Consider the following 15,336-nt stretch of genomic DNA (forward strand, 5'->3'; position numbering starts at 1 on the left):
TTCCTTTTAATTATGCTCAAAACACCCTGACTTTTTCAGGGGAAACTAGTTAAAGACGAAAACCTTCCAACACTAATGGGGATTTGCAGATTTTTCTCCAATGCATACATAAAAAAATCATGTTCAAATAGCTCACTAAAGTCCATGTTTGATGGATTAAATGTGAGACTTCTGAAGACATATTGCTGATGGTCCTCATCTAGTAATGTTTCACCATCTTCTATAAGTACAATTGGTTGATGTAATTGTTCTTTCAGAAAAGCATGGCAAATTCGATGCATGTCTGTACCTTTTAAGGATCTTAATTCAATGCTGTGCGATTTTTTTCCTTTATGTTTGCATTTTTTGATAATTTGGGAAAGTTCAAGAGGAAGAAGTTGTTTATAAAAGATTTTGCTTCTCTCTTTTCGTAATTCAACTACAAAAATAATAACCCCGTTCTTTTTATAATAGTTTTCAAAGTGAGCTAATTGAAGTGAAAATGTTCTTTTATTATCAGAAAAGGACTTTACTTGTGTACCTTTCACTTGTACTGGAATAGATCCTCTGAAGGAACTTGCAGTGTGAGAACTATCATTAAAAACGATTATCTCTCCATCAAATGATACTCCTTTATCTCCTTCTGGGATCTCAGCTTTTAAGAAATATGGAGGCTTAGTAACTTCACTTTTGACTGCTTGTACAGCGAGTCTTTCTATAATATCAGTTGACAGCTTATTCATAGTTCTTAATGCTCCTTATCAGAAAGCGATTGTATATCGCTAGAATAATTTTGGAAAAAATTCACCTTAAGCAGTTTTAAGTAAGCGATGATCTATAAGGTAATATTATCAAAGAAGTCATAAAAAGTGGTATTACTACTGAATACATGTAGGATTTATCCATCGAAAATTGAACTATCATGTAATTTAAATAAGGATGAAGATGATCAAGATCATACATATCTAGAGTTTCATCTGAAAGGAGAGGTAGATTAACTGGAAAAATGTATTTTCTATATCTTATATGTTAAAATATAGTCGAATAATCTCGAATCAGGGGGAGGGACTCGATGTTGGGAGACACGGAGAATGTATCTGAAGCAGTGACGCCAGAACAGAAACGATTAATAAAAGTACAAAAGGAAAAAGAGAATTTAATGAAGCAATTGAGTGAAGGGGTTTTGAAAACTGTAACAGCAAGAGTTGCATTCATCCTTAATCATTATCCTGACACCCGTGATTCAGATCGGTTACTCACATTGAGATATTGGGAAATATTTCAAAATGATTTATATAACGATGGGAACATCACGAAAGAAGCATTTCTTAAACTAGAACAACAAAGCGATATAACCAGGGCAAGGGCAAAGATTCAAAATACGTTTGGTGAATTTGGATCAAGTGAAGATGTCAAAAGAATAAGAACGGAACGAGAAAATACATACCGAACCAGCCAGATTCAGCTTAGTGAAGATGCGACACCAGTGTCCTTTATTTTCTACGATGAAACAGGAAAAACTCAGGATTTTATTTCAGTGGGTGGCATGTGGAGAAGTGGACAAGGCGGGAACCTTCGGTCAAAAATTATGGATTTACGAGAACAATTAGAGATGGAGTCGAAAGACGAGTTCCATTTTGTCGATGTAGATAAGAAAAATATAGAAAACTATGTTAGATTAATCGATATAGTAGCTGAAGAATCAGCAAATATTGGGTTCAAAGCACTATGTTTCTGTCAAAAGGGATCTGGTCAGAAGCCAGAGGATATAGTCACTAGACTCTATAAAGTGGGAATATCAGATGGATTACGGCATGAAATTGAGACAGGCCGCATATCAATTCCTCGTACACTAAATATTATAAAAGATAAAGAAGATGCTAAAGATACTCTATTTTTAGAAGCCTTGAGGCTGGATGTAGCTGGACATATCAAAGCAGGCTTTGATGGAATGGTAAAACTCGGAGCATTCACAGCAGTGGAATCACATATTGATCCTTTTATCCAAGTGGCAGATGTTTTCATGGGTTGCCTTAATCGAAGATTAAACTTACCGGATGGAACTAATGTAAAGGATCAATTGGCAAAGTATTTTTTCGACAAATTTGGAATTAATCCAGAAACGTTTGAAACTGAGCAATATTATGATTTTATAAACATTCGCATGTTGGATTAACATACATAAACTTGATTGAGTATTACCTTAACAGTCTCCTTGGAGGCTGTTTTTTAATTCTCTTATCACTACCACAACACCCATGATAGTTCCCCATCATGGGTATTGTGGAGGTCAATTTAATCAAGAAAATGATATACACAATATCAATGATAGGAGCTTATCGACCGGCCATGCGAACAACACGCGCGATATGATCAGCCGGCTGGAGACGATGGTGCTGAGCGGAGCGGATCTGCCTGTGCCTGTCGTCCGCCAGCAGATCAGCTCGGCGATCGATATTTTTGTCCATCTGTCCAGGATGCGCGACCGCACGCGGAAGGTCACTGAAATCAGCGAGGTGGCAGGGCTGGAGAACGGTGAGGTGGTCCTTAATCCGTTGTTCCGTTTTCGGGAGACGGGGGAGAAGGATGGAAAGGTTGCAGGGGAATTGGAGCCGACGGGAAACGGATTGATTCATGTCGCAAAGCTTCAGGCTGCGGGAATCGCCGCCGCAAAGAAGTGAAGCAGACATTTTTAATTCAAATATGAAGATTGGGGTCGCGGGCTGCTTGATTCAGCATCAAATGAAAAGGCCTTAATAAACCAGTTGGGTACTGTCACCAAGGAGGTGAAGCGATGTTACACGAACAGCAGGGAACAGGGAGCAACGGTAACCGGAGGGAGGCCGCTCCTCCCAAGAAGCCAGGCAGGGCGCTCAGGAGGCAAGGCATGGACGGATCTCCCCCTCCAGAGGGTATAGGGAAGAAGCTTCCGGATTACCAGACTTATGAGCTGAACGGGCTCCAGCGTATGGCATGCATTGCTATTGGGGGCTTGTTATGCTTCGGAATCGGGTATTTGTTCTATCATCAATGGCTCGTAGCTATGATCATGGCATCCGGCGGATGGATCGTTCCGCGGTTTTGGAAGGCTCATCTTCTGGAGCGCCGGAGGACCGCGATGAATCTTCACTTTAAGCAGGCGCTGTATTCGCTGTCTTCCTCCCTGTCTGCGGGCAAATCGGTGGAGAACGGATTTAGGGAGGCTATTCAGGACCTGCGGATGCTCGACCCGGATGCGGAGAATGACCTGATTACCGAGCTGGGCATTATCTGCGCGCGGATGGAGTATGGCGAACCGGTCGAGGATGCATTGAATGACTTCAGCCGACGTGCGGCAATGGAGGATATTACGAATTTTGCGGATGTGTTCACGACGTGTAAGCGCACGGGCGGGGACCTTGTCGAGGTTGTGCGGCACACCTCAACGGTGATCGGCGAGAAGCTCGATATCAAACAGGAGATCTCGGTCATGATCGCCCAGAAAAAGTTTGAATCCAGAGCCTTGTTGGCTGCGCCTATCCTGATGCTGATGTTTATGAATTTTACGGCCGGAGATTATATGCAGCCGCTGTACAGCGGGATGGGTATCGTGATTTCGACAGGTGCATTGGCGGGACTGGCCGGCTGCCTGCTATGGATTATGAAAATGATGAATATCAAGGTGTGAACGGGGTGAAGTCATGAAATTGTTGGCTGCCGTGATGTTGGCTCTGCTGGCGGGAGGTTGGGTGGTGCAGAACCAGCGCTGCGGCGACAAATATAAGCGGTTGATGACATTGCCGATGGAAGGGATTCGGCTGAGAGCGGTGATGCGGCCCATGCTGTACATCATCGACCGGTACAAGCTGACTGCTCGTTTTCCACTCTTCTTCTTCAGGCTTCAGCGCTCGATTCAGAAGATTTACGGGCAGCGGCACAGCGTGGAGATGACGCTCCTGTATGCCGGAGAGATGCTGTGTTACAGCTGGCTGATGCTGATGCTGGGCTGCCTGCTGACGCTTGCCGCCGGGGGGAATACGGGGCTTATTATTGGAGGGCTGCTGGCCATCCTTCTGCCGGCCGCGATCATTAAGGACCTGCACACGAAGGTCGATAAGCGGGACCAGGATATTACGATCGAGCTGGCTGAGCTGCTGAACAAGATCGTACTGCTTGTCGGAGCCGGCGAGACGGTGCAGAAGGCCATCACGCGATGCGCACGTCAGAAGGAAGCCCAAAGGGATCATCCGCTTTATAAGGAACTAATCCGGATGATCGATGATCTGGAAGGCGGATATTCCTTTCAGCAGTCGTTTGAAAATTTTAGCAAACGCTGTGCCGTGCAGGAGGTATCCGCGTTTACGACAGCCGTGCTGCTCAATTTGCGGCGAGGGGGCAGCGACTTTGCCATGGCGCTGAACGACTTGTCCCGGGGATTATGGGAGAAGCGCAAGGCCATTACCCGGACACGAGGAGAGCAAGCATCGTCAAAGCTCGTTTTTCCAATGATGGTCATTTTTATGATCGTGATTGTGCTGGTGGGCACACCGGCTTTTATGATGATGAACATGTAGGAGGGGTATAAATGCTGACAATGATAAGACGAAGCGGCAAGAAATTATGGAGGGACGAGGAGGGACTCGGAACGCTCGAAATGCTGCTGATTATCGTCGTGATCCTCATTATCGCGCTTCTGTTTAAGAAGCAAATTATGGAGCTTATCAACAAACTGCTGGCTAACGTCAACAAAAAAAGTGAAGAATTTACGAGCTAGGTTAAAAGAATGCGAGGGAAGCTTTACGCTGGAAGCCTCCCTCGTCATGCCGGTCGTTCTGTTCACGACGATGATTCTGCTGTTTCTGTCCCTATATATGTATCAGCAGAGCATGCTGCATCAAGCGGCGTCCGCAGCCGCGGAGCGCACGGCCTACAGCTGGGATAACAGCCATAAAGAAGCGCTTGACGGCTCGGTTCCGGTCAATCAATATGATTCGCTGTATTGGCGAATGACAGACGATCAATGGCTTGGTGCGTTGTTTGGCTGGGCAGGAGCCGAAAACTCTCAGACGGTACCTGTTCCAAGTACCTCTTCCACGCAAGAGGCGCTGACGGCGATCAAGCTGAGCAAAACCGGCTCGGCGATTCCGGCAGGCATGCAGGGGGATATGACCTATAAAAATGCTTTGCTGCAGCGGAAAGTAACTGCCAGCTTGAACCAAATGATCTCTCTTCGGCCGCTCGATGCCATGCTGGACGGAGGGAGCGAGCTTCGAACCTCCGGGAGTTCATTGGTCGTGGATCCGGTCGAATTTATCCGCAGCATCCATCTGATGAGATACTACGGCTCGAAGTTCAAGAAGAATGATGCTGGTGAAGGGATGGATCGAGGCAGCGCGGCTGGGGTGCTGAAGCGGCTTCAAGCGTCCGGAAGCCAGCCTTAGGACCTAGAGAGGAGGATTGGCGGGTGTTCGGCATGAGACGCTCGGAAAGTGGATCGGTATCCATCTTTCTAATTGGGGTTTTGGCCATGATTTTTGCGTTTGTCGCATTATTTATCGACTACGCCCGGATTGCGGCGATGAAGGCGCAGAGCGAGCGGTTGGTCCGTGCGGCGGTCCGGTCGGTCATGTCGTCGTACGACCCTGAACTGCAGGAAAGGTATGGACTTTTTGCACACGGCAGCACGAGCGGCGATCAGATTATGGCAGGCGTGCTTAACAGCACGATGGATAAGGGAGACCGCAGCGATCGGTTTGATCTGCTTCCGCTTCAGCTGGACACCTCGTCGCTCAAGATGGAACGGATGCTGGGGGAGTATGACATTTTTAATAGGGAAGTCAGCGAGGAGATGAAGTATAAAGCGCCCATCGACTTTTCCCTGGAACTCGTCAGCAGGTTCAAGCCGCTGTCCGAATCCATGAAGGAAGCCTCGGATACGGTGGATGTCCTGGGCAAGCTGCAGAAGCTGTATGACAAGCGCGAGGAGGCCCTAGATCAGATGCTGGCGGCCCAGAGAAAGGCCGGTCAAAGCCTGAAGGAGGCACCGGATTTGATCATGAAGCCTGCCGGAGGGGCGATTCCGGACCAATCGCTCGGTTCTTCGGAAGTGGTCACCGCGGCCGACATCGCCGCACAATATGAGGACTACGTAAACAAGGTCAATCAGGATGCAAACCGTGGCGAAGACGATGAGGAACAGTACAGCTCGGAAATACGGGAGTATAACCGCAGCTCAGGAAAGGTCATTTCCCGCCTGCAGAGCATCCAGTCCTCGGCGGCCAGGAGCCATGGGAAGGAACTCCAGAATGCCCTGGAGTACTGGGAGGAGGCCCGGAGCAGCAACGATAAGATGAAGGAAGTGATTGCGGAAGCCGGAAACCGCGGCGGGACCGAAGGCTACGATCAGGTCGGGGGCGCGATGATCCCGGGGGCGGCACCGGAAGCATCCGGAAGCGATCCAGCGGCGATTCATGGCATCCGGGACGGCATAGACCAACTGCTGCTGTCCGATAGTCTGATTCAGGAATTGAATGATGTAATTCAGACCCAAAAACAGGATTATAGTGCCTATAACAACCAGTTATCTACTCTTTTATCTTCCCTTACCGAGTCTTCCGGAGTTCAGGGAAGCAGTGGGCGCATGAAAAATGAGGTGATCCGGGGAGTAAGCGCCGCTGACCGTTATGTCCATGATTACGCCGTGTCAGGCAGCGGGAATAAGCTCGACCGGGTGGCGGGTCAGCTGCAGGAGCATCGGGGATCCGATAAGGAAAGGAAAGAAAAAGAAAAGCAGAGCAAGGCCAAGCTGTCCGAAGCGGCGGGCATTTTGGAAAGCATTAATAAGCTGGACCAGAAAGTGAAGCAGCACAATGAGGAATACCAGGAGCTTCAGCAGTATTACGACGATAGCTTGACCTTTAATAAGGAAGACGCAGGTAGCGAGTACAAGGGGACCGATCTTGATCACGACCCCTATGATGCGGGCAAATCGGCCATGAAGCAGACGGACTCGGTGTATGGATCCATGGCGGGAATGATGTCGGGCATCAAGGACGAACTGTTCCAGAACGAATATGCAGCGCTGTATTTTACCCATTTCGATCTTGGATTGCTGAAAGATGCGGCGGCAAGCCCGGGAAGCCGGCTTGGGGATGCAGTTGCCGATGAGATGAGCATAAGCCATCAAGAGCTGGAGTATATCGTGTACGGCTTCCATAACCCGGTGGGTAATGTGTCAGCGGCCTATGCCGAAATTTTTGCGGCACGGCTGGCGGTTCGGACCATGGAGGGGCTGGTGAAGAACAGCAAACTGGGAAATCCGCTGCTCGTTCTAGCTGCCGCTCTACTGTACGGAGTGGAGATGGCCATAGCCGACATGGTGAAGCTCTGCAGGGAAGGATCCGTAGAGCTGTCCAGTTACGTTAAGATTCAAATGACATACCGCGACTACTTGAGATTGTTCCTGCTGATCCACAGCGACAATGAGAAGAAAATGTCCAGAATGCTGGCGCTGATTCGTCTGAATACGGGAATTAATCCCGCCGAACGAGCCACGTATGCGTCAGGAGAAGTCCGGATCGGAATGAGGCTGTGGTTTTTGCCCGGCGTGATCCAAATGGCGGGTTACGCCGGAGGCAATCCGGATAACGTGGAAGGAAACCGTTACTATGTTACGAAAAAAGCGGATTTTGCTTATTGATCGGCTGCACCGCATGAATTGGGGGAGAGCTTCTGCTTTCGCCAAGGCGTTTCCGAAGCGGGGGAAACGGGAGCTGGGCAGTATCGTCCTGGAAGCCTCATTGGTGCTGCCCGTCTTTTTGTTCTTCGTCATTTTTCTGATTTATATCGTTCAGATGACACTCATTTCTACGGCGCTGCAGAGCACCGTTTCGGATACCGTCAAGCTGGTATCTTCCCACATATATCCGGTGGCTTTGGCCATCCAGCCGGAAGCATCCGCAGGGACGGGAGACGAATCCAAGGAGCGTGACTCCGGGAGCTGGTCGGTTCCCGAGCTGTCGCTAAGCGATTGGGCTTCCCAATATACGGGGGCTCTTCCGTCTCCCCTGAAGGAATGGACGAATGAGGCAGTGGGGCGGGCCGAAGCCCCGCTCCAGGATTTAAAAAATCAGACGGCAGAGGCGGTGCTCGATCCGGTGGTCAAACCGATATTGAAGCCACAAATGCAAAGCCATTTTCTAAGCTACGAGCGAATTCATGTTTCCAATATTCAAATCCCTGACCTCAAGAACAGGACGGATCCGTACTTTGGCATTGAAGTGAGCTACGAGCTGCCGATAAAGGTCCCTTTTATCAATAGAAAAATCGTGATTCAGGCCAAGGCACAGGAACGCCTGTGGATCGGCGCCACCGATGAAGAAGGCACAGGAGAGGGTGAAGGGGATGTTGATGGACGTACATCCATCAGCATTTTGTCCAAACCCGATCCCGCATATGTCGGCAAAAAGGCCAAGGTGCGCGCCAAGATCGCTCCAAACGGATCGGCAAATTTATCCGTGTTTTATAAAAGCGGTCAAAGCACCGCCAAATACTTGGGGGAAAAGCAGGCGGACGCGGACGGAACCATCGAGTGGGAATGGTGGGTCGGACCTAACACGACACCCGGAACCTGGCCCTTCGTCATTACGACTTCGGACGGCCAGCGGCTGGAGGTTATGTTTACCGTCGTAAAGGGATAGCTCATACCTCAAATGGTGGTTTTACCTCAATTGGTGTACCAGCCTGATTTGGGTCGTGAAAAACCTCTTTTGGCCTACTTAACCTCATGTGTCCGATACCTCTACCGTAATTACGGTAACAGTTAGTTTGGTTCAACTACATAAAGAAGGGGAAAGGAGGCGGTTGTACCGTGAATCCAGCCATATATGGATGTGCAGTGCTGATTGCCGCTGCTTTTGTGACCGATATCCGGACGATGAAAATCCCGAATAAGCTAAATTTCAGCGCAATAATCGCGGGGATAACCTTCCACGGAATTTGGGACGGCTGGTCCGGGCTCGCGTTTGCAGGGAAAGGGATGGCTGCCGGATTCCTGGTGCTGCTCGTCATGTACTGGATGGGCGCGGTCGGAGCCGGAGATGTGAAGCTGTTTGCCGGGATCGGTGCCTGGATGGGCGCTCTGTTTGCGGTTCAGTGCGTGGTTTATTCGGTCATCTTTGCGGGAATTATCGGGCTGTTGATCTCCTTGTGGAGGAGGGACGCAATGAAGCGACTGCGCCAAGCCGCGGGAAACCTGTCCGGATTTATTGTATTAAGGAGTCTGACCAGCTTGAGGGGAAATCGGAAAGAGCAGCTTCATTTTCCGTTTATGCTTGCCGTGCTGCCTGGCTTTATGTGCGTGTGCATGTATTTGTGATTCTCGAGTTAACGAAGTGATAAGTTTCTAGAGATGGTTTTTGGAGGTGAACACCGGTTTGGAGTCCCTGATGCGTGACTTTATTCAGCATGACGGAACCTTTATGGTCATTGGCCCTGCTGAAGGGTACCGTCACGATGAGTTAAACAACATAGAGTTATCTATGATTTCGGCCTCCCGGATTGCCAGATTTCTTCCGCTGCGCCTGAAGGAGATGGATCTCCGGGTAACACTCCAGTATGACATTACAGGCAAGAAGATGCTGTCCCATATGCTGAAGGGAGAGAAGCTCAGCATGCCGGATTATTACGGGCTTTTGTGCCAGGTGGCCGGGACGCTGGAAGAGAGCAAGTCTTACATGCTGCAGCCGGATAAGTATGTGCTGGACGAGGATTACATCTTCGTTGACGGATCCTTGCACTCGGGAACGCTTTATTTTACATATGTTCCACTAGAGGAGCCGTTTCAGGACAAGCCGCTGCGAATCCGATTGAAGGAATTAGTCACGCGGCTGATGGCCACGGTCCAGGAGCTGAAGGGAAACGGTGTTCAAAGACTGCTTCAATTCACCGGAGGCGAGGACTTTTCGGTCTCTGGCTTTAAAAAGCTCCTGCTCGAACTGTTAACCGCCGAGGAGGATGATGGACATGGATATGCTGACCATTCGGGAGGTGTCCAGGCGTTAGAAGGGTATCAGGATCATACTCAGCAGGCTGACAGACAAGGGTTGCCAGGCGGCAGTCGTGTCCCGGGAAAAGGAATAAGAGAAGCAGAAGATTCGGCAGCGGGCAGCGTGGTTCTTTTTCAGACGGCAAGAACAAATGCCCGGGCAGCCGAAGGGGATCGGCTGCGGTCCGTACCACTGCAGCAGGCAGACCAGCAAGGCCTTGAAAGGGACTCCTTTCCGGGAGTGGGCGGGCTTCAGGAAGCGTTTGACCATTGGAACCGGAATCCGGACCGTGACGATGCCTTAGACGCAAACGATGAGCGGGAAGCAAACGGAAAGTCTGGTGGAAAGACTTATATTGCTTTGGGCTGTCTATTGTGTGCGGCCGTGATCTGGCGGATGATTTATATGCCGAAACCTACGACAAGCTCGCTGCTGATCAGTGTCCTATTGACGATTCTGCTTGGTGTGGCGGCTTGGCTTAGCTGGTCTGGAAAGCTAAAGCTGGGCCGTTCTGCGCAGCAAGCGATGGAAGGAGAAATCCCGGATTTCGGATCGGGTGAAATCGATGATGATCGCCATGCGGCTTCACGAAAGAGAATCCCACGTTTTCAGGTGGAGCAGCTGACCGGCTGGTTCGGCAAAGGCAGCAGACGAAAGGATCGCGATGATGACGATCACGGAACAGAGGATGCGGAACCGGATTGGAAGTGGAAGTTTTCGCAGGATTTACTTGCAGCATCAACAGGTATTGAGCTGAGGGGAGGAGGGCAGAGGACAAGCGAGACAAGCGGACCCAGCTACTCGGCGGTGGGCTCTAACAAAAAGGGGCTCGGGCTGGGGAGCGGGGTTGGGATCGGACAGGAAGGTCGGGTTGGTCGGGAAAATCGGGAAAATCGGGAAGGTCGGGGAGGTCGGGAAACTTCGGCCGACCGGGAACATTATTCGGACATCCGGCAGCGTCTGTGGAGCCACCTTGAGGCTGAGGCTATCCATGCACCCGGGGTTGAATGTGCGGCCAACGAGCATGCCGGATCGGATGGAAGCGCCGGGCACGATTTCCGTTTGAAGGAAGGACAGGCTATGTCCGGCACCGGACGAAGTCATGCGACTGTACTTCTATCTGCGCCTGTGGATGGTGCTGCCGGAGGGAAAAGCCGGCGCTCCGGCAGTCCCGGCTATTATTTGATTCGCGAAGGGGAGCAGGGGCGCCCCTCTGAACGAATCGAGCTGAAGCTGCCGCACTTCGTGATCGGAAGGTCGGAAGAGGTTGCCCAGTATGTAGAAGCCTCCACAGGCACCTCACGCGCGCATGTCGAGCTGGCCAGAAGCAAGGACGGCGGCTACCTGATCAAGGATCTGGGCTCCCGCAACGGAACCAAGCTGCATGGAGAGCCTATGGTGCCCTACAAGGAATATCCGCTGAAGGATGGGGACACCTTCACCATCATCAGTGGAGTCTATACGTTCAAGGTATCCTGAGATCCCTCGTAGAACGTTTATCCCTGCTCGTTGGCAAGGTCGTTCAGAGCCTCCTGAAGGCGGGGATACCGGAATTTAAAGCCCAGCTCGAGCGCCTTGGCCGGAAGAATGCGCTGGCCTTCCAAGATGATTAAGGATTGTTCGCCAAGAACGGCCTTCATCATCACGGCGGGTACCGGAAACCAATGAGGCCGATGATACGCACGGCCAACGGCTTGCCCGAATTGATCATTAGTAACCGGCTCAGGTGCCGTGGCGTTTACCGGACCCTCGGCCTCCGGATGCGTCATGCAAAACTCGATCAGCCGGACGATGTCTTCCAGATGAATCCAGGACAGCCACTGCCGGCCGCTGCCGATTTTGCCGCCGACCCCCAGCCTGTAGGGGAGGCGCATGATCGGGAAGGCTCCGCCCTGATTTCCAAGCACGACGCCGATGCGCAGCTTGACGAGCCGTACGCCCCGGATGCTGTCGGCAGCGTCTTCCCACCGGCTGACGACATCCGAAGGAAAATCCATGACCCGTTTCGGACTGTTCTCGTCAAAGGTGTCGGTCCATGAGGTGCCGTAGACGGCAATAGCTGAGGCCTGAATGACGACCCCGGGCTTGCTGTGCAGCTCCTCCACGAGCTTGGTGACGGCAGCCACGGTAGTGAGGCGGGAGCGGATGATGCTTTCCTTTGCCTTGGCGGTCCACCGCTGGCTTAATGAAGAACCGGCCAAGTTGACCAGCGCATCGATGCCCTCCATCAATTCGGGATGGCTCGCAATCTCATCCCACGTATACAACACCAGCCTAGGGTCGCGTTTATGATCGGGCAAAAGCTTGCGGGTGACAACAGTCACCTCGTGTCCGTTCTTGAGCAAATGCTCTGATAGCGCGCTGCCGATAAAGCCGGTACCTCCGCAAATGGCGACTCTCATCCGATCCTCTCCTCCGAAGTTGATTTCATTTTATGATATGTATATAAATAACCCCCGGCAGAGATCAGACTGTCGAAATGAACCCATTTCTTCAATGTGAGCACTCCTGCACGGGGGTGTTCCTTCTATAAAGCGCTATTCTATTTCCCGTTCCCGGGTCTTCGGAAAAGGTCCTGAAAACCCGGTCCCAGCTGCGGATTATTTGTCCATCAGATGCTTGTAAGGCGTATAGTCAATTTGGTTCTTGTTCAAAAAGGCCACCAGGAATTTATTATCCCGTTTTGGCGTTGCTTTGATATATCCTTGGATGCAGTGATCCTGCGTCACTTCCTTGGCTCCGCTCTCCACCGCAATTTTTCCGATTTCGGCTGCAATCGAATGCTTGGCGATATCCCGGAAGGGACCCGGTACCGGCTTCACCAGTTTGTCCAAAAACGCCTTGGATTCGTCCGTCCACAGATGCCGGCTGGTTTCGACCCAGTAATTCTGCCAGTCCAGCTTGGACTTGCCGTCATTCTTCGGCAGCACCTTCAGAAATTTGCGGATCATAAAATATCCGCCGATCACCATGCACACAAGCAAAATGATGGCCCACACAAATATGGAATTCATAAACGTGTTGGACGGCGCCGTTGCAGTCAGCAACTTTGTGCCCAGTGAACTATGCATATTTTCACCTCTATAAATCGTTTATCGCAGTTATATTCCATTCTTTAGAATTATAACGCATTTATAGATTTATTTCATTATCCACGATAAAATAAGGGATAATTCGTTTAAGGGGGATAAACCATGCTCAAAATTGGTTCTCACGTGTCCTTTTCGGACAAGGGCCTGTTAACTGCAACCAAAGAAGCGGACACCTATGGATCGAGTTCGTTTATGATATATACGGGCGCACCGCAGAATACGCGGCGTAAGCCCATTGAATCGATGTACATCGAAGAAGGCAAAGCCCAAATGAAGGAGAGCGGCATCGACGAAATCGTCGTTCACGCGCCCTACATTATTAACCTCGGCTCTTATAAGTCGAATACGTTTGAGCTCGCCGTAAACTTTTTGCAGGAGGAAATCCGCCGGACCCATGCTATCGGGGTCAAAAACATCGTGCTGCATCCCGGCGCCTACACCGACATGGATGCCGAATACGGCATTCAGCGCATCGCCGACGGCTTGAATGAAGTGCTCGACGGAACCAACGAGACGGAGGTTCATATCGCGCTGGAGACGATGGCCGGCAAAGGCACGGAGATGGGACGCACGTTCGACGAAATCGCCCGCATGATCGACAAGGTGAAGCACAACGAACGCCTGACGATCTGCATGGACACCTGCCACATTCATGACGCCGGTTATGATATCGTGGACGACCTTGATGGCGTGCTGGAAGAGTTCGACCGGATCATCGGTCTGAACCGGATCGGCGTTGTTCATATCAATGACAGCAAAAATCCGCGCGGCGCCGCCAAAGACCGTCATACGCCAATCGGATCCGGCTGGATCGGCTTTGACGCCATCAACCGCGTTGTCCACCACGAGAAGCTGCAAGGGCTCCCGTTCATTCTGGAAACGCCGTGGATCGGCAAGGATGCGAAGACGCAGCGGCCGATGTACGAGGTGGAGATTGCGCTGCTTCGCGGCAATGTCGGCGAACGCTTCGGCTCTGAGTTCCTTGGCCAGGTTGAACAGCTGCATTCTTTCTTTGGCAAACAGGAAGTCGATCCACGCCAATATGTGCTGGACGTGTGGAATGTGCTGAAAACCGACGCCAAGGCGAAGAAGGCCGATCCGCGCGAGCCGATGGAGCGCCTGTACGACATGATTATCGAAGCGGGACTGTTCCCTGAGCTCAGCGAGGAGCAGATCAATCTGCGCCTGACCGCCTGGTTTGCGGGTAAAGGGATTTTGGCGTAAGCCGAATGGAATCACAGAGGGGCCATACGGTTCAAGAGAGAGAACACGAGAGAGAGGAATGGATTTACACATGGAATTGCACGTCAAAAAAGAAAACAACACGGGAAGTGCGCACGCCAACCGCGCAAGAATGCTGATTTCATGTCCGGATGGACCGGGGATCGTGGCGGCGGTATCGCATTTTCTGCATCAACATGGCGCGAATATCGTCCAATCGGACCAATATACGATGGATCCTGAAGGCGGCATGTTCTTTATGCGCGTTGAATTCGACCTGCCGGAGCTGGAGAAGAGGCTGCCGGAGCTGGAAAGCCAATTCAGCGAAGTGGCATCGACCTTCCGGATGGATTGGAAAATGCAGAACGTCAGCCGTAAGAAGAAGCTGGCCATTTTCGTATCCAAGGAAGACCATTGTCTGGTCGAGCTGCTGTGGCAGTGGCAGGCCGGCGACCTGGATGCCGAAATCGCCATGGTGGTCAGCAACCATCCGGATATGAAGGAATATGTGGAATCGTTTGGCATTCCGTACCATCACATTCCGGTGACGGCGGATACGAAGAAGGAAGCGGAGCAGCGCCAGCTTGAAGTCGTTGGCGGTGACATCGACGTGATCATCCTCGCCCGGTATATGCAGATCGTTTCACCGTTCTTTATCGAGCATTACCGCAACCGGATCATCAACATCCACCATTCGTTCCTGCCGGCCTTCGTCGGCGGTAAACCGTATGCCCAAGCCTATCAGCGCGGGGTGAAGATCATCGGGGCGACCGCGCACTACGTGACGGAGGAACTGGATGGGGGACCGATCATCGAGCAGGACGTTCAGCGGGTCAGCCACCGTGACGATGTCAGCGAGCTGAAGCGGATCGGCCGGACGATCGAGCGTGTCGTGCTGGCGCGTGCGGTGAAATGGCATATCGAGGACCGCATTCTGGTGCACGAGAACAAGACGGTCGTTTTTAACGGGTAACCCACAATAGACAGGCACCCTTGGCGCGAACTATAGCGCAGGCAGC

The 15,336-nt window shown here is 51.2% G+C and carries 14 protein-coding genes and 1 pseudogene; 12 read left to right on the forward strand and 3 right to left on the reverse strand.

The genetic code is table 11. From position 1 onward, the window contains the following. Nucleotides 1-35: 35 nt before the first annotated feature. Complete coding sequence (locus BCV73_RS00135) at nucleotides 36-722, reverse strand: DUF4365 domain-containing protein (RefSeq protein ID WP_089545516.1); 687 nt, start codon at nucleotides 720-722, stop codon at nucleotides 36-38. Nucleotides 723-1,051: 329 nt separating this feature from the next. Here BCV73_RS00135 and BCV73_RS00140 point away from each other — a divergent pair, with 329 nt between their 5' ends. From BCV73_RS00140 to BCV73_RS00185, 10 genes and pseudogenes are all read left to right on the forward strand, one after another. Then, the gene (locus tag BCV73_RS00140; RefSeq protein WP_089545517.1) at nucleotides 1,052-2,155 is read left to right on the forward strand and encodes a DUF3800 domain-containing protein; all 1,104 of its coding nucleotides are present in this window, start codon (nucleotides 1,052-1,054) and stop codon (nucleotides 2,153-2,155) included. 148 nt (nucleotides 2,156-2,303) lie between these two features. Beyond that, nucleotides 2,304-2,660: pseudogene (locus BCV73_RS00145) on the forward strand (CpaF family protein); the annotation flags it as partial. Between the two features lie 206 nt (nucleotides 2,661-2,866). Next, nucleotides 2,867-3,646, forward strand: a complete 780-nt coding sequence (locus tag BCV73_RS00150; protein ID WP_089545518.1) for a type II secretion system F family protein — start codon at nucleotides 2,867-2,869, stop codon at nucleotides 3,644-3,646. Nucleotides 3,647-3,659: 13 nt separating this feature from the next. Then, nucleotides 3,660-4,532 carry a type II secretion system F family protein gene (locus tag BCV73_RS00155; protein ID WP_089545519.1) on the forward strand — a complete coding sequence of 291 codons (873 nt, stop codon included), beginning with the start codon at nucleotides 3,660-3,662 and terminating at the stop codon, nucleotides 4,530-4,532. A gap of 11 nt (nucleotides 4,533-4,543) precedes the next feature. Further along, entirely contained in the window at nucleotides 4,544-4,732 is a 189-nt protein-coding gene (locus BCV73_RS00160; protein ID WP_076173469.1) for a Flp1 family type IVb pilin, read from the forward strand. After that, entirely contained in the window at nucleotides 4,713-5,399 is a 687-nt protein-coding gene (locus BCV73_RS00165; RefSeq protein WP_256992697.1) for a TadE family protein, read from the forward strand. The genes BCV73_RS00160 and BCV73_RS00165 overlap by 20 nt, the downstream gene beginning before the upstream one ends. Before the next feature lie 32 nt (nucleotides 5,400-5,431). Then, nucleotides 5,432-7,657: a TadE/TadG family type IV pilus assembly protein gene (locus BCV73_RS00170; RefSeq protein WP_089550040.1), complete on the forward strand. Its 2,226-nt coding sequence runs from the start codon at nucleotides 5,432-5,434 to the stop codon at nucleotides 7,655-7,657. Continuing rightward, nucleotides 7,626-8,657, forward strand: coding sequence for a pilus assembly protein (locus tag BCV73_RS00175; protein ID WP_143811811.1), 1,032 nt, complete (start codon nucleotides 7,626-7,628; stop codon nucleotides 8,655-8,657). Before BCV73_RS00170 ends, BCV73_RS00175 begins: the two co-directional genes overlap by 32 nt. Nucleotides 8,658-8,827: 170 nt before the next feature. After that, nucleotides 8,828-9,334 (forward strand): A24 family peptidase, encoded by a 507-nt coding sequence (locus BCV73_RS00180; RefSeq protein ID WP_256992699.1) that lies wholly within the window; start codon nucleotides 8,828-8,830, stop codon nucleotides 9,332-9,334. Between the two features lie 46 nt (nucleotides 9,335-9,380). After that, entirely contained in the window at nucleotides 9,381-11,483 is a 2,103-nt protein-coding gene (locus tag BCV73_RS00185) for a DUF6382 domain-containing protein (protein ID WP_143811812.1), read from the forward strand. Nucleotides 11,484-11,500: 17 nt separating this feature from the next. On the opposite strand, the gene BCV73_RS00190 is transcribed toward BCV73_RS00185, so the two are convergent. Both BCV73_RS00190 and BCV73_RS00195 read right to left on the reverse strand, forming a co-directional pair. After that, nucleotides 11,501-12,406: a TIGR01777 family oxidoreductase gene (locus BCV73_RS00190; RefSeq protein ID WP_089545522.1), complete on the reverse strand. Its 906-nt coding sequence runs from the start codon at nucleotides 12,404-12,406 to the stop codon at nucleotides 11,501-11,503. Nucleotides 12,407-12,604: 198 nt separating this feature from the next. Further along, entirely contained in the window at nucleotides 12,605-13,018 is a 414-nt protein-coding gene (locus BCV73_RS00195; RefSeq protein ID WP_240913435.1) for a DUF2621 family protein, read from the reverse strand. 180 nt (nucleotides 13,019-13,198) lie between these two features. Here BCV73_RS00195 and BCV73_RS00200 point away from each other — a divergent pair, with 180 nt between their 5' ends. Together BCV73_RS00200 and purU are read left to right on the forward strand one after the other, a co-directional pair. Continuing rightward, a complete protein-coding gene (locus BCV73_RS00200) occupies nucleotides 13,199-14,320 on the forward strand; it encodes a deoxyribonuclease IV (protein WP_089545523.1) in 1,122 nt (373 codons plus the stop codon). Between the two features lie 70 nt (nucleotides 14,321-14,390). Then, on the forward strand, nucleotides 14,391-15,290 hold the full coding sequence (purU, locus tag BCV73_RS00205; protein ID WP_076173460.1) for a formyltetrahydrofolate deformylase: 900 nt from the start codon (nucleotides 14,391-14,393) through the stop codon (nucleotides 15,288-15,290). Nucleotides 15,291-15,336: the final 46 nt, after the last annotated feature.

Source organism: Paenibacillus sp. SSG-1, from assembly GCF_002224835.1.
In the GTDB taxonomy this organism is placed as follows: Bacteria; Bacillota; Bacilli; order Paenibacillales; family Paenibacillaceae; genus Paenibacillus_AQ; species Paenibacillus_AQ favisporus.

Coding starts and splice junctions, on each gene's coding strand:
- BCV73_RS00140 (WP_089545517.1), top strand. CDS start 1,052: ATGTTGGGAGACACGGAGAATGTATCTGAAGCAGTGACGCCAGAACAG.
- BCV73_RS00175 (WP_143811811.1), top strand. CDS start 7,626: ATGTTACGAAAAAAGCGGATTTTGCTTATTGATCGGCTGCACCGCATG.
- BCV73_RS00160 (WP_076173469.1), top strand. CDS start 4,544: ATGCTGACAATGATAAGACGAAGCGGCAAGAAATTATGGAGGGACGAG.
- BCV73_RS00190 (WP_089545522.1), bottom strand. CDS start 12,406: ATGAGAGTCGCCATTTGCGGAGGTACCGGCTTTATCGGCAGCGCGCTA.
- BCV73_RS00170 (WP_089550040.1), top strand. CDS start 5,432: ATGAGACGCTCGGAAAGTGGATCGGTATCCATCTTTCTAATTGGGGTT.
- BCV73_RS00150 (WP_089545518.1), top strand. CDS start 2,867: ATGGACGGATCTCCCCCTCCAGAGGGTATAGGGAAGAAGCTTCCGGAT.
- BCV73_RS00155 (WP_089545519.1), top strand. CDS start 3,660: ATGAAATTGTTGGCTGCCGTGATGTTGGCTCTGCTGGCGGGAGGTTGG.
- BCV73_RS00135 (WP_089545516.1), bottom strand. CDS start 722: ATGAATAAGCTGTCAACTGATATTATAGAAAGACTCGCTGTACAAGCA.
- BCV73_RS00195 (WP_240913435.1), bottom strand. CDS start 13,018: ATGAATTCCATATTTGTGTGGGCCATCATTTTGCTTGTGTGCATGGTG.
- BCV73_RS00200 (WP_089545523.1), top strand. CDS start 13,199: ATGCTCAAAATTGGTTCTCACGTGTCCTTTTCGGACAAGGGCCTGTTA.
- purU (WP_076173460.1), top strand. CDS start 14,391: ATGGAATTGCACGTCAAAAAAGAAAACAACACGGGAAGTGCGCACGCC.